Source organism: Streptomyces catenulae (assembly GCF_000718015.1).
Classification (GTDB): Bacteria; Actinomycetota; Actinomycetes; order Streptomycetales; family Streptomycetaceae; genus Streptomyces; species Streptomyces catenulae.
Window position 1 is genome coordinate 520,537 of record NZ_JODY01000001.1, and the last position, 19,682, is coordinate 540,218.

At 75.5% G+C, this 19,682-nt stretch carries 15 protein-coding genes; 9 read left to right on the forward strand and 6 right to left on the reverse strand.

Features of this window, described 5'->3' with window-relative positions; translation table 11 throughout:
• The first annotated feature begins 150 nt into the window (after nucleotides 1-150).
• From IF23_RS0102305 to IF23_RS0102315, 3 genes are all read left to right on the forward strand, one after another.
• Nucleotides 151-1,677, forward strand: coding sequence for a hypothetical protein (locus tag IF23_RS0102305; RefSeq protein ID WP_030279166.1), 1,527 nt, complete (start codon nucleotides 151-153; stop codon nucleotides 1,675-1,677).
• Between the two features lie 82 nt (nucleotides 1,678-1,759).
• Complete coding sequence (locus IF23_RS0102310; RefSeq protein ID WP_030279168.1) at nucleotides 1,760-2,668, forward strand: hypothetical protein; 909 nt, start codon at nucleotides 1,760-1,762, stop codon at nucleotides 2,666-2,668.
• 55 nt (nucleotides 2,669-2,723) lie between these two features.
• A complete protein-coding gene (locus tag IF23_RS0102315; RefSeq protein ID WP_030279170.1) occupies nucleotides 2,724-7,358 on the forward strand; it encodes a coiled-coil domain-containing protein in 4,635 nt (1,544 codons plus the stop codon).
• 43 nt (nucleotides 7,359-7,401) lie between these two features.
• On the opposite strand, the gene IF23_RS0102320 is transcribed toward IF23_RS0102315, so the two are convergent.
• Both IF23_RS0102320 and IF23_RS0102325 read right to left on the reverse strand, forming a co-directional pair.
• Nucleotides 7,402-8,487: an S-(hydroxymethyl)mycothiol dehydrogenase gene (locus IF23_RS0102320; protein ID WP_030279172.1), complete on the reverse strand. Its 1,086-nt coding sequence runs from the start codon at nucleotides 8,485-8,487 to the stop codon at nucleotides 7,402-7,404.
• A 378-nt stretch (nucleotides 8,488-8,865) separates the two neighbouring features.
• Entirely contained in the window at nucleotides 8,866-9,672 is an 807-nt protein-coding gene (locus IF23_RS0102325; RefSeq protein WP_030279174.1) for an IclR family transcriptional regulator, read from the reverse strand.
• Between the two features lie 215 nt (nucleotides 9,673-9,887).
• Here IF23_RS0102325 and IF23_RS0102330 point away from each other — a divergent pair, with 215 nt between their 5' ends.
• Complete coding sequence (locus tag IF23_RS0102330; protein WP_030279176.1) at nucleotides 9,888-10,220, forward strand: bifunctional 3-phenylpropionate/cinnamic acid dioxygenase ferredoxin subunit; 333 nt, start codon at nucleotides 9,888-9,890, stop codon at nucleotides 10,218-10,220.
• Between the two features lie 28 nt (nucleotides 10,221-10,248).
• On the opposite strand, the gene IF23_RS0102335 is transcribed toward IF23_RS0102330, so the two are convergent.
• Complete coding sequence (locus IF23_RS0102335; RefSeq protein ID WP_051739120.1) at nucleotides 10,249-10,551, reverse strand: hypothetical protein; 303 nt, start codon at nucleotides 10,549-10,551, stop codon at nucleotides 10,249-10,251.
• 427 nt (nucleotides 10,552-10,978) lie between these two features.
• Here IF23_RS0102335 and IF23_RS0102340 point away from each other — a divergent pair, with 427 nt between their 5' ends.
• The 5 genes from IF23_RS0102340 to IF23_RS0102360 all read left to right on the forward strand — a co-directional run bounded on the left by IF23_RS0102340 (nucleotide 10,979) and on the right by IF23_RS0102360 (nucleotide 16,379).
• The gene (locus IF23_RS0102340) at nucleotides 10,979-13,666 is read left to right on the forward strand and encodes a sensor histidine kinase (RefSeq protein WP_030279180.1); all 2,688 of its coding nucleotides are present in this window, start codon (nucleotides 10,979-10,981) and stop codon (nucleotides 13,664-13,666) included.
• Complete coding sequence (locus IF23_RS0102345) at nucleotides 13,663-14,109, forward strand: roadblock/LC7 domain-containing protein (protein ID WP_030279183.1); 447 nt, start codon at nucleotides 13,663-13,665, stop codon at nucleotides 14,107-14,109. Before IF23_RS0102340 ends, IF23_RS0102345 begins: the two co-directional genes overlap by 4 nt.
• A 14-nt stretch (nucleotides 14,110-14,123) precedes the next feature.
• Entirely contained in the window at nucleotides 14,124-14,537 is a 414-nt protein-coding gene (locus IF23_RS0102350; protein ID WP_030279185.1) for a DUF742 domain-containing protein, read from the forward strand.
• Between the two features lie 124 nt (nucleotides 14,538-14,661).
• Nucleotides 14,662-15,528 carry an alpha/beta fold hydrolase gene (locus IF23_RS0102355; RefSeq protein ID WP_030279187.1) on the forward strand — a complete coding sequence of 289 codons (867 nt, stop codon included), beginning with the start codon at nucleotides 14,662-14,664 and terminating at the stop codon, nucleotides 15,526-15,528.
• Between the two features lie 239 nt (nucleotides 15,529-15,767).
• On the forward strand, nucleotides 15,768-16,379 hold the full coding sequence (locus IF23_RS0102360; protein WP_030279189.1) for a GTP-binding protein: 612 nt from the start codon (nucleotides 15,768-15,770) through the stop codon (nucleotides 16,377-16,379).
• Nucleotides 16,380-16,433: 54 nt separating this feature from the next.
• Here IF23_RS0102360 and IF23_RS0102365 read toward each other — a convergent pair whose 3' ends face one another.
• From IF23_RS0102365 to IF23_RS0102375, 3 genes are all read right to left on the reverse strand, one after another.
• Nucleotides 16,434-18,089 carry an EAL domain-containing protein gene (locus IF23_RS0102365; RefSeq protein ID WP_030279191.1) on the reverse strand — a complete coding sequence of 552 codons (1,656 nt, stop codon included), beginning with the start codon at nucleotides 18,087-18,089 and terminating at the stop codon, nucleotides 16,434-16,436.
• 118 nt (nucleotides 18,090-18,207) lie between these two features.
• Complete coding sequence (locus tag IF23_RS0102370; RefSeq protein ID WP_051739104.1) at nucleotides 18,208-18,609, reverse strand: Mpo1-like protein; 402 nt, start codon at nucleotides 18,607-18,609, stop codon at nucleotides 18,208-18,210.
• A gap of 60 nt (nucleotides 18,610-18,669) precedes the next feature.
• Nucleotides 18,670-19,485, reverse strand: coding sequence for a M15 family metallopeptidase (locus IF23_RS0102375; protein ID WP_030279195.1), 816 nt, complete (start codon nucleotides 19,483-19,485; stop codon nucleotides 18,670-18,672).
• Between the last annotated feature and the right edge of the window lie 197 nt (nucleotides 19,486-19,682).

Consider the following 19,682-nt stretch of genomic DNA (forward strand, 5'->3'; position numbering starts at 1 on the left):
GGCGCGCGCCCGCACCCGCCGCCGGGTACGGGCCGTCACCGGCCGCACCAGGCCCGCGTACACTGGCTGACCGGCCGGAACGTGCCGCCGGGGTCGCCCCGGGCGCCGCCGTTTCGTCCGTTGTCAGTGCGAGCGCTTACTCTGTGCGACGTGACTTTTCCAGCTCCGGGGGCCGCCGCGCCCCAGCCGGCCGGGACCCACCGGCCCGCGCCGGGCCCCGCCGCCGACGAGGGCCTGGCCCGCCGTCTGCGCGCCCTCGCGTGCACCGCGCCGCTGCACGACCTCGACGCGCGCAAGGCCAACCTCGCGGGCGAGTACGGCGGGTACGCCATGGCGGAGGTGGCGCTCGCCGTCATCGACCTGGTCACGCTCCACATGGACTTCGACACCGGCGCCGACCACGAGGAGATAGTGGCCCGGGTCCTGCCCCGCATCGCCGCCCAGGCCCCCGACCGCCCCGCCGCCGAACACGAGCGCGTCGCCCGCTGGGTCCTGGAGAACCTCCTCAACGTCGGCAGCGTGGACCGCGGATTCCGCGCCGTCTACGGCACGTTCGACACCTCCGGCACCTACGTCCGCCGCGACTACGACTTCAAGCTCGTCGAAGAGGTCCCCGGATCCGGCGGCGCGGTCTTCCTGCGCACCACCGACGAAGCCGTCAACGTCCTCGTCGGCGCCCTCGACACCGACGTCACCAGCGCCCAGATCGCCGCCGAGGTGAAGCTGGAGGTGCTGATCAGCCGCGGCCGCCTCGCCGACGCCCAGCTCGCCGCCGAGCAGGCCCGCTACCGCACCGTCCAGTACGCCGAGACCCTCCGCCGCACCCTCGACGCCACCCGGCGCAACGTCCGCGCCGTCGACTGGCTGGAGACCGTCCCCGACATGATCGCCGAGGCGCTCGACCACGTCGCCGACCGCTACCGCCACGAGAACGCGATCCTCACCAACATCCGCAAGGCCCGCGACGAGACCGAGGAGCCCGAGCACAAGCGGCGCGCCGCCGAGCTGGTCGACATCGTCAAGGACTGCATCCGGCGCCACACCCAGCTCCAGTCCCGCCTGCTGGAGGCCGGACCGCTCTTCCGCGCCGAACAGGACCGCCAGGCGTTCGCCGCCCCCACCGCCCGCTCCGGCCTCGACCTCTACGGTCAGCTCGTCGCCCCGCTGCTGCCGCTCCCCACCGAGCAGGCCCGCCGGGTCACCGACGCCTTCTTCACCCACGGCACCGGCCTGCGCACCCCGGCCGCCGTCCGCGTCACCGACCTCGTCGACACCCTGCTCACCCCGCCCGCCGAGCGGGAGCACCTCGGCGCCGAGATGCCCGAGCCCGATCTCGTCGCCACCCCCGACGACAGCCGCTTCAGCGAGGCGCAGCTGGACGCCGCCATGGCCCTGCTCGACCTGCCGTCCGACGCGCCCCGCCGCCTCTCCGGACTCCTCGCCGACGCCCGCCGCACCGGCGACCCGGACCTCGCCTACCTCGTCGCCCTCCTCTCCGTGCACGCCGCCAGCCCCCCGGTCGGCACCGCCTACCGCCAGGGTGAGGCGCAGCTGCTCTTCGCCGTCGACGACGGCACCGAGCTGACCGACCCGGAGTTCGGCGGCGCCGACCTCATCGTCGGCACCGCCCTCCTGGACGCCGCGGGCATGGCCGCCGACCGCTCGGAGGGCGCCTGATGCCCCGGCCCGCCCGCGGCCACCGGCTCCCGCCCGCCGCACCCCTGCCCCACCCGTCCGTCCCCCGCAAGGAGCCCCGCCCGTGACCGAGTACGCCGCCGACGAGGTGCCGCAGCCGGAGCCGGTGCCCGCGCCCCCCGGGCGGGGAGCCGAGTCCGCCGCGGCGCCGGTCACCCCCGCCGACGCCGCCGACGCGGCGCGGCTCGTCGCCTTCGGCCTCCAGCCCAAGCTGCTCCCGGCCCGCGACGCCGAATACGCCGAGCTGCTGCGCCGCCACCGCGACGACCCCGCCTTCGCCCGGCTCGCCGACGCCGTCGCCTCCGGGCTCGGCCTCGTCGTCCTGGAGGTGTCCACCCGCGCCGGGATGGCCGTCACCGCCGCCGAGGACTCCGTCTTCGCGGTCCGCATGGGCGACTACGCCCGCCGCGCCTCCGCCGACTCCGCCGACCGCTTCCTGCACGGACTGGCCCACCTCGCCGTCGCCGCCCTCGCCTTCCCGCGTCCCGAGGACCTCGCCGACGACGGCTACATCGGCCGCCTCACCGTCAACGGCGTGGACGCCTTCGTCCGCCAGGCCTGCCGCCGCCTGGAGGAGCGCGCCGCCGAGAGCGGCGAGAACACCGACCCGGCCACCGGCGCCCCCGGTCTGGAGGCCGCCTGGCGCGTCTATGCCCGCCGCAGCGCCACCGGCGCCACCAAGGACGCCCGGCGGCTGGCCGGTTCCACCACCGGCATCATCGCCAAGGCCGTCACCTTCCTCGTCGACTCCGGCTTCCTCCAGCGCACCGGCGACGACGCGGGCGGCACCTACCGCACCACCGCCCGCTACCAACTCCAGGTCCGCGATCTGGCCGGTGGCGCCGCGATGAGCGAACTGCTGGAGCTGGGCGTCGTCCCCGTCGCCGACGGCACCGCCTCCCTGCTGCCCGGCGAGGAGACCGACGCCCTCGACCTGGTGGCCGACGCCGGACTCCCGTTCCACAGCGCCTGACCGCCCGCCGCCGTCCCCTGCCCGTCCCTGTCCGTCCCGTCAACGAAAGTCCGCCATGTACGAGCTGTCCCGGGTCCGCCTCTACTCGATCGGACCGGCCGGCGCACGCTACGCCGACACCGTGCTGGACCTCCGCGGCGTCGGTGCCCCCGTACCGCAGCCCGCACCGGCCCAGGCGGACTTCTTCGAGGACGAACCGACCGGCCCGCCGCGCCGCCCGGCCCCCGCGGGCGTCCTCTTCCTGGAGAACGGCGGCGGCAAGTCCGTCCTCCTCAAGCTGATCTTCTCGGTGATGCTGCCGGGCCACCGCAACACCCTCGGCGGCGCCAGCTCCGGCGTGCTGCGCAAGTTCCTGCTCGCCGACGACTGCGGCCATGTCGCCCTGGAGTGGCAGCACACCGTCACCGGCGAGTCCGTCGTCGTCGGCAAGGTCAGCGAATGGCGCGGCCGTCAGGTCTCCAACGACCCGCGGAAGTTCGCCGAGGCGTGGTACAGCTTCCGCCCCGGCCCCGGCATGAGCCTGGACGCGCTGCCCGTCGCCGAGGCCACCGTCGTCCGGCCGCGCGGCGAGGACGGCGAGGGCGCCTCGGGCGCCCGCGGGCGCCGCCGCACCATGAAGGGCTTCCGCGACGTCCTGACCGAGGCGGGCAGGAACTACCCGGGCCTCGACGTCGTCTGGGAGGAGATCCACGAACGCTGGAACGAACACCTCGGCGACCTCGGCCTGGACCCCGAACTCTTCCGCTACCAGCGGGAGATGAACGCCGACGAGGGCGAGGCCGCCGGTCTCTTCGCGGTGAAGAACGACTCCGACTTCACCGATCTGCTGCTCCGCGCCGTCACCGACACCCGCGACACCGACGGCCTCGCCGACCTCGTCCACGGCTTCGCCCACAAGCTGGGCCGCCGCGCCGAGCTGACCGCCGAGCGGGAGTTCACCGCCGGCTCCCTCGACCTGCTCACCACCATCGCCGAGGCCGCCGACCGCCGCGAACAGGCCCGCCAGGTGCACACCGGCGCCGAACGCCGCACCCGCGCCCTCGCCCGCCAGCTGCACGCCCGCTCCACCGAGGAGCACGGCCGCGCCGCCGAGCTGGCCGAACAGGTCGCCGCCGCGGCCCACCGTGTCACCGACGCCGAGGGCACCCGCGACCGCCGCGCCCTGGTCTCCGCCGAACTCGCCTACCGCCACGCCTCGCTGGCGCTCGCCGCCGCCGAGAAGGGCGCCGCCGCCCAGCGCCGCGAGCTGAACGACGCCCGCACCCTGTACAGCGCCTGGCAGGCCGCCGAGACGGTGCTCCGCCACCGCGCCGCCGCCGACCGCTCGGCCCGCGTCGCCGCCGCCATCCGCGAGGCCGAACGCGACGCCGCCCCGGCCCTGGCCGCCCGCGCCACCGCCGCCGCCGACCTCGTCCGCGCCCTGCACACCGCGGCCGAGGCCGGGGAGCGCCTCGCGGCCGAGGAGGAGGAGCGCTCCGCCGCCCTCCAGGAGGCCGGGGAGGGCGCCCACCGCGACGCCACCGCCGCCGCCACCCACGCCCAGCGCGCCCGCAGCGAGGCCGACCACCTCGGGCAGCGGCTCACCGAGGTCGCCGAGGAGACCGCCGAGGCGGTCCGGGCCGGTTGGCTCGACGACAGCTCCCCGGACGCCGATCCGGCCCGCGCGGCCCTCGCCGCCGCCGACGCCGAGAAGGACGCCGTCGCCGCCTGGGACACCGCCCGCGAGGCCGCCCGCACCGCCACCGACCACGCCCGCCGCGCCACCACCCGGCACTCCACCGCCGAGTTGGCCGCCGCCCGCGCCGAGGACGCCGCCACCGCAGCCGCCCGCGCCTGGGAGGCCGAGCGCGCCACCGCCGCCGCCCTCGGCGCCGAACAGCGCCTCGCCGACCTCCTCGGCCTGCCGCAGTCCGACCCCGCCACGGACACCCCGGCCGACGCCGCCGACCCGGCCGGTCCGCTGACCGCCGAGGAGCTGGACCGCAACGCCGACGCCCTGCGCGAGCTGCTGGAGGGCGGCGTCACTTCCGCCGAGCGCCACCTCTTCGACCTGCGCACCGCCGCCGCCGACGACGCCCGCATCCTCGGCGCCCTCGGCGACGGCGGGCTGCTGCCCCCGGGCCCCGACGTCCTCGCCGCCGTCGAGTACCTCGGCGAACACGGTGTCCCCGCGCTGCCCGGCTGGCGCTATCTCGCCCAGTCCGTCGACCCCGCCGACCACGCCCGGGTGCTGGCCGCCCGGCCCGAGCTGGTCGACGGCGTGATCATCACCGACCCGGACACCCACGCCCGGGCCCGGGAGATCCTCGCCGCCGCCGCGCTGCTGCCCCGCTCCGCCGTCGCCGTCGGCACCTCCGAGGCGCTCCTCGCGCCCGCCCCCGGGGCCGCCGCCGCGGACTCCGGCGTCTTCCTCGTCCCGCCGAACCCGGCGATGCACGACGAGTCCGCCGCCGACGAGGAGCGCCAGGCCCTGCGCGCCCGCGCCGTCGAGCGGGACGACGAGATCCGCGCGCTCGCCGCCCGCCTCGCCGCCGACCGCGCCCTCGCCGCCCGCCTCACCTCCTGGCGCGCCGGATGCCCGGCCGGTCACCTCGCCGAGCTGGCCGAGGCCGCCGGACGGACCCGGACCGCGGCCACCGAGGCGGCGGCGGAGCTGGCCGAGGCCCGCGCCGCCCGTACCGAGGCCGACGAGACGGCCGCCGAGGCCACCGCCGTCCGCGACGAACGGCAGGAGACCGCCCAGCGCGCCCGCCGCTCCGCCGACCTGCTGGCGGGCCTCGCCCACCGGCTGCGCGAGCGCGCCGGATGGCAGTCGCGGATGCGGGAACTGGCCGACGAGGCCGCCGAGTTCGAGGCCCGCGCCGAGGAGTGCGTGGACCGCGCCCGCGCCGCCGACGAGGACCGCCGGGCCGCCCAGCGCGCCGCCGACGACGCCCACCGCACCGCCCGCGCCCTGCGCGCCGAACGCGCCGAGATCGCCGGTGTCCCCGACGACCTCGGCCCCGCCCCCGAGGGCGCCCCCACCTCGCTGCCCGCGCTCCGCGAGGCGTACCGCTCCGCCTCACAGCTGTACGAGAAGGTCGGCGTCGGCGCCGACCTCCGCGCCGAACAGGCCCGCGCCGAGGGCGACGAATCCGCCGCGCTCGCCGAGCTGAACCGCCTCACCAACAAGGTCCGCACCCGCGCCGGGGCGCTGCTGGAGAGCCCGGACGCCGCCGACGGCCCGTCCCGGCAGGCCGCCGCCGGGCGCGCCGAGTCGCTGGTGACGATGTTGGAGACCCGCGCCTCGGCCGCCAGTGAGCAGCTGGGCCGGTTGCGCGGCGAGGCCGAGCGGCTGGCGCCCGCCGAGGGCACGGCCCACACCGACCTCGCCGAGGAGCAGGTGCCCGCCGACGCGGAGCGCGCCAAGGAGCTGCTGCGCACCGCCGCCGGTGAACTCGCCACCGCCACCGAGGCGCTGGAGTCCGCCCGCACCCACCACGACGAGCTGCTGCGCGGCCACCGCGCCGCCGAGGAGGCGGCCGACGGCTTCGAGGAGACCGCGGCGCTCCTGCGCGATCTGCTGCGCGAGGCCCAGCCCGCCGACGACACCGCGGACGAGCTGGTGCAGCCCTACCCCGGGCGGCTGGAGGAGGGCCGCCGCGCCGCGGCCGAGTCCCGCCGTTCGCTGCGCGGCTGCGCCCAGGACCTCTCCGCCGCCGACGCCGCCGTCCGCGAGGCGAGCGACGTCCTCGTCCGGCACGCCAACGCCACCCGCTTCGAGCACGTCCGCACCCCGGCGCGGCAGCAGATCCGGGAGCTGCCGGTGGCGGCGCTGCCGGAGCACGCCGCGAAGTGGGCGGAGGCGTTCGCGCCCCGGCTGCGGGTACTCACCGACGAGTTGGACCAGCTGGAGCGGAACCGCGACTCCATCGTCGACCGGCTGCGCGGTCTGGTGGAGTCCTCGCTGACCACGCTCCGCTCCGCCCAGCGGCTCTCCCGGCTGCCGGAGGGGCTGGGGGAGTGGTCGGGCCAGGAGTTCCTCCGTATCCGCTTCGACGACCCGGACCAGGCCACGCTCACCGAGCGGCTGGGCGAGGTCATCGACGAGGCGACCCGCGCCGCCGTCCGCAAGAACAGCGATCTGCGGCGGGACGGCATGTCCCTGCTGCTGCGCGGGGTGGCCGCCGCACTGGCGCCACGCGGGGTGGCCGTGGAGATCCTCAAGCCGGACGCGGTGCTGCGCGCCGAGCGGGTGCCGGTCGGTCAGATGGGCGACGTCTTCTCCGGCGGCCAGCTGCTGACCGCCGCCATCGCGCTGTACTGCACGATGGCGGCGCTCCGCAGCAACGACCGCGGCCGGGACAAGCAGCCCCACGCGGGCACGCTCTTCCTCGACAACCCCATCGGCCGCGCCAACGCCACCTATCTGCTGGAGCTCCAGCGGGCTGTCGCGGACGCGCTCGGCGTCCAGCTGCTCTACACCACCGGCCTCTTCGACACCACCGCGCTGGCGGAGTTCCCGCTGGTCATCCGGTTGCGCAACGACGCGGACCTGCGGGCGGGCCTGAAGTACATCAGCGTCGAGGAGCATCTGCGCCCCGGTCTGCCGCAGTCCGACCCGTCCGGCGAGGCGGTCCACGGTCAGATCACGGCGACCCGGATGTACAAGCGGCCGGAGGAGAGCCCGGAGCCGGTGCCGGGCGGCTGAGCCGACGGGGCGGGAGGCACCGACGCCGCCCGCCCCGCCCTCCTCACAGCACCACCACCGACCGCAGCACCTCGCCGCCCCGCATCTTCGCGAAGGCGGGCTCGACGTCGTCCAGACCGATGGTCTCGGTGACGAAGCGTTCCAGGTCGAGCTTGCCGCTGAGATGGAGGTCGATCAGGACCGGGAAGTCGCGGCTGGGCAGACAGTCGCCGTACCACGACGCCTTGAGGGCGCCGCCGCGTCCGAAGAGGTCGGCCAGCGGCAGGTCGATGCGCATCTCCGGGTCCGGCACCCCGACCTGCACCAGCGTCCCGGCGAGATCGCGCATGTAGAACGCCTGCCGGTAGGTCTCCGGGCGGCCGACCGCGTCGATGACGACATCGGCGCCGAACCCGGAGGTGAGCGCGCGCACCGCCTCGACGGGGTCCGTACCGCGGGAGTTGACGGTGTCGGTGGCGCCGAAGCGTTCGGCGGCGTCCAGCTTGCGGTCGTCGATGTCGACGGCGATGACCCGGCGCGCCCCGGCACGGGAGGCTCCGGCGATGGCGGCGTTGCCGACGCCGCCGCAGCCGATGACCGCGACGGTGTCACCGCTGCCGACGCCCCCGGTGTGCACGGCGGCGCCGTACCCGGCCATGACCCCGCAGCCGATCAGTCCCGCAGCCTCCGGCCGGGCCGCCGGGTCGACCTTCACCGCCTGCCCGGCGGCGACCAGCGTCTTCTCGGCGAACGCCCCGATACCGAGGGCCGGGGCGAGCGGGGTGCCGTCGCGCAGCGTCATGGACTGTGCGGCGTTACGTGAGTCGAAGCAGTACCAGGGGCGGCCGCGGCGGCAGGCGCGGCAGCGGCCGCAGGGCGCCCGCCAGGCGAGGACGACGAAGTCGCCGGGGGCGAGGTCGGTGACGTCCGGTCCGGCCGCCTCCACGACCCCGGCCGCTTCGTGGCCGAGCAGGTAGGGGAAGGCGTCGCCGACCGCGCCCTCGCGGTGGTGCAGGTCGGTGTGGCAGACCCCGCACGCCTGGACGGAGACCAGGACCTCACCGGGGCCGGGATCGGGCACGAGGATCGGCAGCACCTCGACGGGTGCGCCCGGGGTGACGGCGACGGCGGCGCGGACTTCGTGCGGCATGGCTCACTCCTCTACAGCGCCTGCCGTGCGGGCAGGGGCGGGTGCACGCGAGAGTCGGCACGGATGCCTGTGGGGGGAGGGTGGTGCGCTGCGCAGGGGTGGGGGAGGGCGGTGGACGGCGGACCGGCCACACCCCGATGTTGCCTATCGCGCGTCGAGTTGCGCGATAGGAGACATGCTGGAAGTCCGCCCCCGATCCGTCAAGAGGCGTCTTGCGCCACCCGGAACGGGCCCGCGGCGACCGCCCGGGACGACCCCGCGGCGCCACCCGGACCGGCCGTCCACCGCCCACCCCGGACCGGCCGTCCGCCGCGCCCGGCGCCTCCGCCGCGCCCGGCGCCTCCCCGGCGCCTCGCGGCGGGGCCGCCCGACACCCCGTCAGCCCGCGTGCCCCATCCGCCGGGAGAGGTCCGCCGCCGCCTCGACCGCGCGCTGCGCCAGCTCCGGCAGGAGGGCGCGGCTCATCCGGTACGCCGGTCCGGAGACACCGATCGCGCCGATCACCGCCCCGTCGTGCGCCCGCACCGGCGCCGCCACCGCGTTCAGCCCGATCTCCAACTCCTCGGTCGAGCAGGCGAACCCGTTCTCGAACGCGCCGGTCAGCTGGGCGCGCAGATCACCGGCGGCGGTCAGCGTGTGCTCCGTGAACCGCGCCAGCTTCCGCCCCGCCAACCGCTCCCGGCGCTCCCGCGGCAGATGCGCCAGCAGCACCTTGCCGCTCGCGGTGGCGTGCAGCGGGGTGCGGCGGCCCAGCCAGTTGTACGCGGTGACCGCGGCGGCGCCCCGCGCCTGCATGATGTTGACCGCCGCGTCGCCGTCCAGCACCGCGATGTTGGCGGTCTCCCCGGTGCCGTTCGCCAGCGCCCGGCACACCGGCTGGCCCTCCTGCGAGATGTCCAGCCGGATCGCGGCGGCGCCCGCCAGCCGCAGCACCCCCGCGCCGAGGAAGTACTTGCCGCGCTCCTTCTCCTGCTCGACCAGCCCGCGGTTCTCCAGCACGCCCAGGATCCGGAATGCGGTGGACTTGTGGACGCCCAACTCCTCGGACAGCTCGGTCACGCCCGCCTCGCCGAGGCGGGCGAGCAGCTCCAGCACGCTCACCGCGCGCTCCACGGACTGGACGGAACCCGCCCCGCCCCGCCGCTCGTCGGGCCGCTCCGCTGCGGTATCGCTCGTGTTCGACATGGGACTTCGTGTCACCGCCCGTTGGCCCCTGAAGGGCGCGTCGGAGGGAGCCCGTGAGGCGCGTGAGGGCCCGGGGATCCCTGGCGAGCCGGGGCCGGGAGAAACGGCCCGAAGGCCCTTGACGGCCCGCCCCACGGCCTGGATTCTGTTGCGCATCGCGCTCTGCGATGCGTTATTCACAACGCCATGATACCGATCAGCGCGAGGGGGGCCAGATGATTCCCGTCTGCCGCATCGACGATCTTCCCGAGGGTGAAGCCGTCCGCATCACCGTCGACGACCACACACCCGCCATCGCCGTCTTCCACGCCGAGGACGGCGGCTTCTACGCCGTCGACGACCTCTGCAGCCACCAGGACGCCTCGCTCTCCGAGGGGTACGTCGAGGGCTGCTTCGTCGAGTGCCCGCTGCACGCCGCCCTGTTCGACCTGCGCACCGGCGCCCCGACCTGCCTGCCGGCCCGCCGCCCGGTCCGCACCCACGAGGTCGCCGTCGTCGACGGCTTCCTGTACGTCCGGCCCGCGGTGCGGGAGGACGCCGTCGCCTGAACACCCGGCGGCGGTCCGGCGGCGCCCGTCACACGGCGGCGCCCCCGGCCCGCCGCTCCTCCTGCGCCGCCCGCCGCTCGCGCCGCAACTGCCGCGCCGTGCTGCTCGGCTGCGACTGCACGCCGTACCGCTGCACCCAGACCTGCCGCGTCACCCAGACGTCGAGCACCGCCCACGTCGCCACCACCGTGCTGGCGACCGTGCAGATCACCGCGGGGAACGCCAACCACGTTCCGGCCAGCGTCCCCAGGAACGCGATCATCGCCTGGGTCAGGGTGACCGCCACGATGATCACCGCCCGTACCGCCGCCGTCCGCACCGGATCGGCCATCCGCCGCCGGGTCGCGGGCTCTTCCCGCCACAACGGGCGCCTGTCGGTGTCCCTCAACGCCTCACCCTCCCCGTACGTACCGCCGCCCGGACGCCGCCCGGCGCGCGCGGGGCGCCCGCCGGAGAACGGCCGCGTGCCGCCCGGACGCCCGGCGCCGCCGCCATCGTCACCCACGCCACCACGCGGGGGTGACCCGGGGTGGGGCAATTCCGGCCACACCATGGAGTGATGGCCGGAGGCGGTGGGCCGGGCCCCGCCGACCCCCGGGCACCTTGTCCGGGAATCGCCGGACAAGGCCGGGCGATCCCCGCCGGTACTTTCCCCAAGGTCCGGCCGGGCCTTCGGGTTGGCCACCGGGCAGTAGTAGGCTCGCGCCGTTTGTTGACGGAACACCACCCCCGGCCACCGGGGCTGACTGGGGGAGGCCATGCGCTTTCGCGGGAAGTCGATCCGCCGGAAGATCGTGGCGTTGCTGCTCGTACCGCTGGTTTCCCTGACAGCCATGTGGGCGTTCGCAACGTACGTCACCGGTCGCGAGGCAGATCAACTGCTCACCGTCGGCCGGGTCATCCGGAATCTCGGCCACCCCTCCCGGAACCTCGTCGAGGATCTCCAGCGGGAGCGGCGGCAGAGCCTGATGTACCTCGCCGACCGGCGGGACGCCGATGCGCTGCCCCAATTCCAGCAGCAGGCACGGGCCACCGATGAATCCCTCGCCCGGCTCCGCGCCGAGGCCGAGCTGCCCTCCGTCCACGACGACCTCGCCCACGGCACCGCCACCGCCCTGGACGACGCGGTCAAGTCGCTCGCCCCGCTCGCCTCCCTGCGCCGTCAGGTCCAGGACAACACCATCTCGCGCGACGAGGCGTTCGAGGCGTACGCCGGGATGATCGACTCGCAGTACGACCTGGTCGTCGCGTTGCATGTGCTGGACGACGTCGACCTGGAGAAGCAGGGCCGCGCCCTGGTCTCCCTCGACCGCGCCCGGGAGGCGTTCGCCCGCGAGGACGCGCTGCTCTCCGCCGCGCTCGCCTCCGGCCGGATGACCAAGATCGACCTGCGCACCGTCTCCGACGAGATCGCCGAACGCCGCGTCCTGATGCGCACCGGCCTGCCCCTCATGCCGGCCCACGACCGCGCCGCCTACGAGGACTACTGGCACTCCGTCAAGACCCGCGAACTGGAGGCGGTGGAGGACGCCGTGGTGGCCGCGGGAGCCGACGATGCCCCCAAGGCCGTCAACGCCGAACGCTGGGACATCCTCGCCTCCACCGTCCTCGACGACCTCCAGCGCATGGGCCAGGAATCCGGCGAGCACTACCGCGAGCGGGTCCGGCCGGTCGCCCTGGCCGTCGTCGCGAAGGCGGCCGTCGCCGGTGTCCTCGGCTTCGTCGCCCTGCTGGTCTCCCTGATCGTCTCCGTCCGCATCGGCCGACGGCACGTCAAGGACCTCACCGCACTGCGCAGGACCGCCCACGAGGTCTCCGGCGTCCGGCTGCCCGCCGTGATGCGGCGGCTCGCCGCGGGCGAGCAGGTCGACATCGAGGCCGAGGTGCCGCGCCGGGAGTTCGGCCCGGACGAGACCGGCCAGGTCGGCCAGGCCCTCCACACCCTCCAGCGGGCCGCCGTCGAGGCCGCGGTGAAACAGGCCGACATGCGCCGCGGCGTCTCCGAGGTCTTCGTCAACCTCGCCCGCCGCAGCCAGGTGCTGCTCCACCGTCAGCTCACCCTGCTGGACACCATGGAGCGCCGCACCGAGGACACCGACGAGCTCGCCGACCTCTTCCGCCTCGACCACCTCACCACCCGTATGCGCCGCCACGCCGAGGGCCTGGTGATCCTCTCCGGCGCCGCCCCCTCCCGGCAGTGGCGCAAGCCGATCCGGCTGATGGACGTGGTGCGCGCCGCCGTCGCCGAGGTCGAGGACTACGAGCGCATCGAGGTCCGGCGGCTGCCCCGGCTCGCCGTCGAGGGCCCCGCCGTCTCCGACCTCACCCACCTCATCGCCGAACTCCTGGAGAACGCCACGGTGTTCTCCCCGCCGCACACCGCGGTCCAGGTCGTCGGTGAGCGGGTCGCCAACGGCTTCACCCTGGAGATCCACGACCGCGGTCTGGGGATGCCCCCCGACCAGCTGCTGGAGGCCAACCTCCGGCTCGCCGAGACCGCCGAGTTCGAACTCTCCGACACCGACCGGCTGGGCCTCTTCGTCGTCAGCCGCCTCGCCCAGCGCCAGGGCGTCCGCGTCTCCCTCCAGCCCTCGCCGTACGGCGGCACCACCGCGGTGGTGCTGATCCCCGGCGCGCTGCTGACCGACACCGAGGAGGGCGAGGACACCGGCGGCGTCTTCCTGGACGGCCCGGACCTGCCCCGGCTGGAGCCGGTCACCGGCGAACCGGCCGCGCTCGCCGAGGCCCGCGCCCAGGGCCCGCGCGCCGTGGGACCGGGCCGGACCGACGACGCCCCGCACCCGCTCGACGAGGAGGACGGCGTCTTCCGCGGCCGCACCCGTGGCCGCCGCGCCGCCGCGCCCACCGGCCCCACCCCGTCGCCCGCGCTCGTCCCCCGGCCCCGGCTGGCCCCCGCCGAACACCACACGCCCGACGACGGCCCGGCCCCGCTGCCGCGCCGCCGTCCCCGGCCGCCGGTGCTCGTCTCGGACCACGGCCGTACCGTCGACGACGGCGAGGCACGCGCCCACGCGGGCGGGCCCGGTGACGACGGCCGGGAACCGTCCGGCCACCCCCGCCCGGCCGACGGGGACTCCCCGGCGGCATCCGGGGACGACGGCCCGGCGGAGCGCCCCGCGGGCCCCGGGAGCACCGCGGGCGGGCTGCCCCGCCGGGTGCGGCAGGCCAGCCTCGCCCCGCAGCTCAAGAACGACCCGGACCGCCGGGCCGGTGACGGCCCGCCCGGCGCGGCCGACGACGACCGGGACGCCGAGGAGGTCCGCAGCCGGATGGCCGCGCTCCAGAGCGGCTGGCGGCGCGGCCGCCGCGACACGGGCGAGGACCCCGCGCCCGACGATCACGCGGACCGGGACGCCACCGGCCGCGACGGGGACGACGGGGGCACGACAGCAACCAGAACCACTCCGGGAGGGGACGGTCCATGACCGCACCGCAGGCAGCAGCCACCACCGCATCGGCCTTCGCGCAGGGCTCCGGCGAGCTGAACTGGCTCCTCGACGAACTCGTCGAGCGGGTCGGCAGCATCCGCAAGGCCCTCATCCTCTCCAGCGACGGCCTCGCCACCGGCGCCTCCAAGGACCTCACCCGCGAGGACGGTGAGCACCTCGCCGCCGTCGCCTCCGGCTTCCACAGCCTGGCCAAGGGCGTCGGCCGCCACTTCGACGCGGGCCGGGTCCGCCAGACCCTCGTCGAGCTGGACGACGCGTTCCTCTTCGTCAGCGCGGCGGGCGACGGCAGCTGCCTCGCCGTCCTCGCCGACGCCGAGTCCGACGTCGGCCTCATCGCCTACGAGATGACGCTCCTCGTCAAGCGTGTGGGGACGCACCTGGGGACCGCGGCGCGCGGTGGTGCGCCCGCGGGCAGGTGACCAGCGGTGCGGACATGACCGAACAGTCCGATCCGGCCGCCCGCCACGGCGGAGCGGCGCGCTGGTACGACGACGAGGCGGGCCCCGTCGTCCGCCCGTACGCCATGACACGCGGACGCACCCGTACGGCGGCCGAGGACCGGCTCGACCTGATCGCCCTGGTGATCACCGAGAGCCGGTACGACGCACCCGACGGCGACCACACCCTCTCGCCCGAGCAGCTCGACATCGTCGAATGGTGCCGGGCGGCGCCGCAGTCGGTCGCCGAACTCGCCGCCGACCTCGACCTCCCGGTCGGTGTGGTGCGGGTGCTCATCGGCGATCTGCTGGACGCCGGGCTGGTCCACCTCACCCGCCCGGTGCCGCCCGCCGAGCTCCCCGACGAGCAGGTGCTGCGTGAGGTGATCGACGGTCTGCGCGCCCTGTGAGCGGCCGCGGCACGGACTCCCCGTGCCCGGCCGCGGCCCGGCGTCCACCCCGTCAAGTGACCGTTGTTACGGTCTGGTTGAGGCATCACCACCCCGGTCGGGGTCCTACGAGAAGAGAGCCGACATGACCGCGGACACGTCGCCGTACCCCCTTGAACGCCTGGAGATCCAGGTCGGCCCGCACACCCACGGCGCCCTCGCCGCGGGACCGGCCGACGGTGAGCTGGTCCTGCTGCTGCACGGCTGGCCCGAGTTCGCCGACTCCTGGTCCGAGGTGCTCCCCGGCCTCGCCGCGGCCGGGTACCGCGCCCTCGCCGTCGACCAGCGCGGCTACGCCCCCACGGCCCGCCCCGACGGCGTCGCCTCCTACGCGGTCACCGAACTCGTCGCCGACGCCCTGGCGTTCGCCGACTCCCAGGGCGCCGACCGCTTCCACCTCGTCGGCCACGACTGGGGCGGGCTGCTCGCCTGGGTGCTGGCCGGTGCCCACCCCGACCGGCTCCGCTCGGTGACCTCGCTGGCCACCCCGCACCCGGGTGCGCTGCGCCGCGCGGTGACCGAGGACGCCGATCAGCAGCGCCGCTCCGAGTACGTCGGCCTCTTCCGGACCCCCGGGACCGCCGAGGAGAGCTTGCTCGCCGACGGCGCCGCGCTGATGCGCCAGGCGTTCGGCGGCCATGTGCCGGAGGCTCTCGTCGACGCCAACATCCGGCGGCTCTCCGAGCCGGGCGCGCTGACCGCCTCGCTCAACTGGTACCGCGCGCCCGCCGAAACCTTTGCGCTGCCCGCCGAGCGGATCACCGTACCCACCCTCTACGTCTGGGGCACCGAGGACATCGCCCTCGGCCGCACCGCCACGGAACTGACCGCCGAGTGGGTGGACGGTCCCTACCGCTTCGAGGCCCTGGACGGCGTCAGCCACTGGCTGCCCGAGGAGGTGCCCGACCGGGTCACCGCGCTCCTCGTCGAGCATCTGGGCCGCCATTCCTGACCCCTCGTTCCTCGGCGGCGGACGCCGGATTCCGGCCGTCCGCCGCCCGGCGCCCTACCCGCCTTTCGGGACACTTACGGACGTCCTGCCCGCGCGGGCAGGACGCTCCGGCCGCACAAGTGGGCGTGGCCGGGCGTACGTTGTACCGTTCCTCAGCATCCGCAGGCCGCTCGTCGGCCCCCACGGCACGGCGCCGCGGGTATGGGCGGAATCATCGGCACATTCGGGAGAAGCAACCCATGGTCCTCGGGCTTTCTGAGCGTCGCCGCCGGTCGTCAGCCGTCGATCCGACGACCCTGAAGATCCTCGTCGCGGGCGGATTCGGCGTGGGCAAGACGACGCTGGTCGGCGCGGTCAGCGAGATCAAACCGCTCCGTACCGAGGAACGGCTCACGGAGGCGGGCCGCCCGGTCGACGACCTCGACGGCGTGGAGTCCAAGACCACCACCACCGTCGCGATGGACTTCGGCCGGATCACCGTCAACGACGCCCTCGTCCTCTATCTCTTCGGCACGCCCGGGCAGGACCGTTTCTGGTTCCTCTGGGACGAGCTGGCGCTCGGTGCGCTCGGCGCGGTGGTGCTCGCCGACACCCGGCGGCTCGCCGACTCCTTCGCCGCCGTCGACTACTTCGAACGCCGCGGGCTGCCGTTCACCGTCGCCGTCAACTGCTTCGACGACGCCGAGCAGTACCCGCCGGAGACGGTCCGCGAGGCACTGGACCTGGACGACCGGGTGCCGGTGCTGCTCTGCGACGCGCGGAGCAAGGAGTCCGTCCGCGACGTGCTGATCACCGTCGTCCAGCACGCCATGCAGATCAGCGCCGAACAGCGCGAACCGGCCCTGTCCTGACGGCCGCGGGCTGCCGGCCCGGGCCCGTCGGCCGTCCGGTGGCCCCGGTCCGTCTCAGCCGCCCGGGACCGGCGCCGGACGGCCCCGCCGCCGCTCGGTCACGTCGGTGTCCGGGCGGCCCACCACCCAGCTCGCGCCGGTCAGCGCCTTCGCCGCCTTCTTCAGCGGGGCCAGCGCCGCCGCGGCCTGACCGTGCCCGCTCACGCTGCCCGGCGGGCACACCACCGTCGCCAGCGACAGCGTCACCGGCGCACCGCCCGCCTCCCAGCCGACGTCGAGCAGCGCGGCGGCGAACGGTTCCAGCCCGCCCGGCTCGGCCAGGACGAGGAAGTCGTCGCCGCCGATGTGGCCCACCCGCGCGTCCGGCTCCCGCCCGGCGACCTCCGCCAGCGCCCGCCCCACCGACCGGATCAGCTCATCGCCCGCGGCGAACCCGGCACCGTCGTTGACCTGCTTGAAGCTGTCCACGTCCAGCCAGCTCAGCGCGAACGGGCGGCCCTCCGCGATCCGCCGGTCCACCTCGCAGTTGACGGCGTCGGAGCCGGGCAGCCGGGTCAGCGGATTGAGCCGCGCCGCCTCCTCCACCCGGCTCTCCGCCAACGCCCGCAGGATGTCGGCGAGATGCACCACCCCGACGCACCGGCCGCGCGCGTCCACCACCGCCACGTCGTCCCCGGTCCGCGACCGGTCGCCGTCCGCGATCAGATCCAGCACCTCCCAGGCGGTCGCGTCCGCCCGGACCGTACGGGGCCGGTCGGCCAGCCGCAGCGCCGGGCGGTCCGCGTAGAGGGCGTGGCCGTACCGGCCCGACAGCGACAGCAGGAACCGGTCCCGGTCGACGGCCCGCACCGGCACCCCGTCGGCGTCGACCAGGAGGATGCCGCAGACGTCCGGGAAGGCGGTGAGATGGCCGCGGACCGCGCCCGCCGACGCGGTCACCGGCAGCAGCGCCGCCGGTTGCAGGAACTGCGCGATCGGCGGCCCCGGCCGGGCCCCGTGGTGCGGTACCGGGGCGGGCGCGGGCGGCGGCAGATGGACCTCGGCGGCCGGACGGCGGGCGGCCGGGGCGAAGAGATGGCCCTGGGCGAGCTGCACCCCGGCCGCGCGCACCGCCGCGTACTGCCGCTCCGTCTCCACGCCCTCGATCGCCAGCAACCCGCCGAGCTGCGCGCACAGCTGCCGCATCGCCGCCACCGCGGCCCGCGCGCCCGGCGCCGACACCAGCTCCGCGCAGAGCGAGGCGTCGAGCTTGACGAGATCGGGGGCGAGCGTGCCGAGCAGCCGCAGCGGCGGATCGCCGTCCCCGACGCCGTCGACACAGATGCGGTAGCCCTCCTCACGCAGCCGCGCCACCCCCTCGGCCAGCGCCGTCGGCGGCAGACCGGAGAACGGTCCGCCGAGGTCGAGGGTGACCTCCCACGGCCGTCGGCCCGCCTCGTGCACGGCCTTGCTCAGCGCGGTCGGCCCGGGCCCCGCGGCGACCGTCGTGGCGTAGAGGTTGAGGTGGAGCGGGAGCAGCACCTTCTGCCGGGCCGCGGCGCGTACGGCGAGCGCGGCGAGTTCGGCGTCCAGGCCGGGGGAGCGGCGCGCGGCGGCCAGCACATCGCCGCTCTCGGGGCGGGCGAGCACCTCCAGGGCGACGACCGTGCCGGTCGCCAGGTTCACGACGGGTTGGTACGCGAATCGGAGCTGGTCCGTCCAGGCAGGCACGGCAGCAGCATGCCGCTCCCGGGGCGCCGACCGGGCCCGGTTCACACGCTGTTCATGCAGGCTTCCGGAGCGTGGGGGAGCCGTGACCGCACGGCGCCGCGCACCCGCCGACCGTGCGTCAGCGACCGTGCGTGGCGTGCCAGTCGGCGGCGATCCGGCCCAGCTCCGCGTCGCGTCCGGCGAGCATCATCCGGATCATCTGGGCGTCGCCCCGCAGCGACCACGCCGGATGTCCGAACGTCGCCGGGTTGTTCCGCTCGATGAGGAAGTGCGCGGGCCAGGCCGTGCCGTAGCCGATGACCGGCAGCCCGAGCAGCAGCCGGGGCCGCCGCCGCACCGCCCCGTAGGCGGTGACCGCGAGCCCGGTGAGCGTCCCCGCGAGGTGCACCCACCGGGTCACGGCCTTCGCGTGCATCGCGACGTAGTAGGGCCAGAACTCCTCGTACGACGCGAACGACCGCGCCGGACCGGTTGCCGCGTCCCGCTCCGTGGCGGCCGTGCGTTCCGTGGTGTCCGTCATGCCCGCACCGTAGCCGCGCGCCCGGGCGGTGTCAGTACCGGATCCGGGCCGCCCGGTGGCTCACCGCCGCCCGGCGAGCGAACGGGCGGACACCGGGAAGTCGAAGTAGGTGTCCGGGAACGTCTCCGGGGAGAGCGTGTAGTGCCACCACTCGTCGGCGTAGTTGGTGAAACCGGCCCGCTCCATGCCGTGCTTCAGCAGCAGCCGGTTGGCCCGCTGCGCACCCTTGATACGCGGGTCGAGGGTGTGCGCCAGCGTGTCGAAGCAGTCGAAGCCGGTGCCCATGTCCAGGGAGTTGTCCGGGAACCGCGTCGCCTTGGGGCCGTAGCACGGCGACAGCGGCTCACCGGGTACGTACGGCCGGGTGGGGAGCGCGGGCAGCCTCACCAGCGTCAGATCGATCGTGCTGCCCCGGCTGTGCCCCGACTTCTCCGCGATGTACCCGTCCCGGAAGAGCATCGACTTGTCGATACGGGGGTAGAACTCGCCCTTCATCCGCTGGTCGCCGAGGTCCTCGGCCCAGGCCATGAAGTGGTTCACGGCGCGCTGCGGGCGGTAGCAGTCGTACACCTTCAGGGAGTACCCGCGCCGCAGGAACGCCCGCTGCGCCCGGTGCAGCCCGGCGGCGGTGTCCCGGGTCACCAGACAGGTCGGCTCGCGGTAGCCGGTGACCCGTACGCCCATGAAGTCGTGCGGGGTGAAGTACCGCATCTCCTGGATGATCGTCGGGTCCACGGCCCGCAGTGCGACGAACTCCGCGGGGGCGTGCGGCTCCCCGCCGCGCGCCCCGCCCGCCACCGGGGCGGCCACCGCGCCCGCCGGAACCACCGTCGTCGTCAGCGCGGCGGCCAGCCCCACGGTGAGGCCCCGCACCATCCGCCGCAGCCGTCGCCGCGCCCCGGCCACCCGGCCGACGGCCCCGGCCGCTCCGAGCGCTTCCGCCTCATGTGCCTCTCGCATTCTTGGCATGAGCACCGTCTACCAGCACCGGGGCGGCGGAGGGAACCCTCAGGGCACCGCGCCGCGGCGGAAGCGGGAACCGCCGAGGACCTCGGCGGCCCACCCGGGGGAGC

Excerpts from the sequence above, each read along its gene's own strand:
- IF23_RS0102335 (WP_051739120.1), bottom strand. The coding sequence starts at position 10,551 with ATGGCCGATCCGGTGCGGACGGCGGCGGTACGGGCGGTGATCATCGTG.
- IF23_RS0102360 (WP_030279189.1), top strand. The coding sequence starts at position 15,768 with ATGGTCCTCGGGCTTTCTGAGCGTCGCCGCCGGTCGTCAGCCGTCGAT.
- IF23_RS0102320 (WP_030279172.1), bottom strand. The coding sequence starts at position 8,487 with ATGCCGCACGAAGTCCGCGCCGCCGTCGCCGTCACCCCGGGCGCACCC.
- IF23_RS0102370 (WP_051739104.1), bottom strand. The coding sequence starts at position 18,609 with ATGACGGACACCACGGAACGCACGGCCGCCACGGAGCGGGACGCGGCA.
- IF23_RS0102315 (WP_030279170.1), top strand. The coding sequence starts at position 2,724 with ATGTACGAGCTGTCCCGGGTCCGCCTCTACTCGATCGGACCGGCCGGC.
- IF23_RS0102355 (WP_030279187.1), top strand. The coding sequence starts at position 14,662 with ATGACCGCGGACACGTCGCCGTACCCCCTTGAACGCCTGGAGATCCAG.
- IF23_RS0102350 (WP_030279185.1), top strand. The coding sequence starts at position 14,124 with ATGACCGAACAGTCCGATCCGGCCGCCCGCCACGGCGGAGCGGCGCGC.
- IF23_RS0102375 (WP_030279195.1), bottom strand. The coding sequence starts at position 19,485 with ATGGTGCGGGGCCTCACCGTGGGGCTGGCCGCCGCGCTGACGACGACG.
- IF23_RS0102325 (WP_030279174.1), bottom strand. The coding sequence starts at position 9,672 with ATGTCGAACACGAGCGATACCGCAGCGGAGCGGCCCGACGAGCGGCGG.
- IF23_RS0102345 (WP_030279183.1), top strand. The coding sequence starts at position 13,663 with ATGACCGCACCGCAGGCAGCAGCCACCACCGCATCGGCCTTCGCGCAG.
- IF23_RS0102340 (WP_030279180.1), top strand. The coding sequence starts at position 10,979 with ATGCGCTTTCGCGGGAAGTCGATCCGCCGGAAGATCGTGGCGTTGCTG.
- IF23_RS0102330 (WP_030279176.1), top strand. The coding sequence starts at position 9,888 with ATGATTCCCGTCTGCCGCATCGACGATCTTCCCGAGGGTGAAGCCGTC.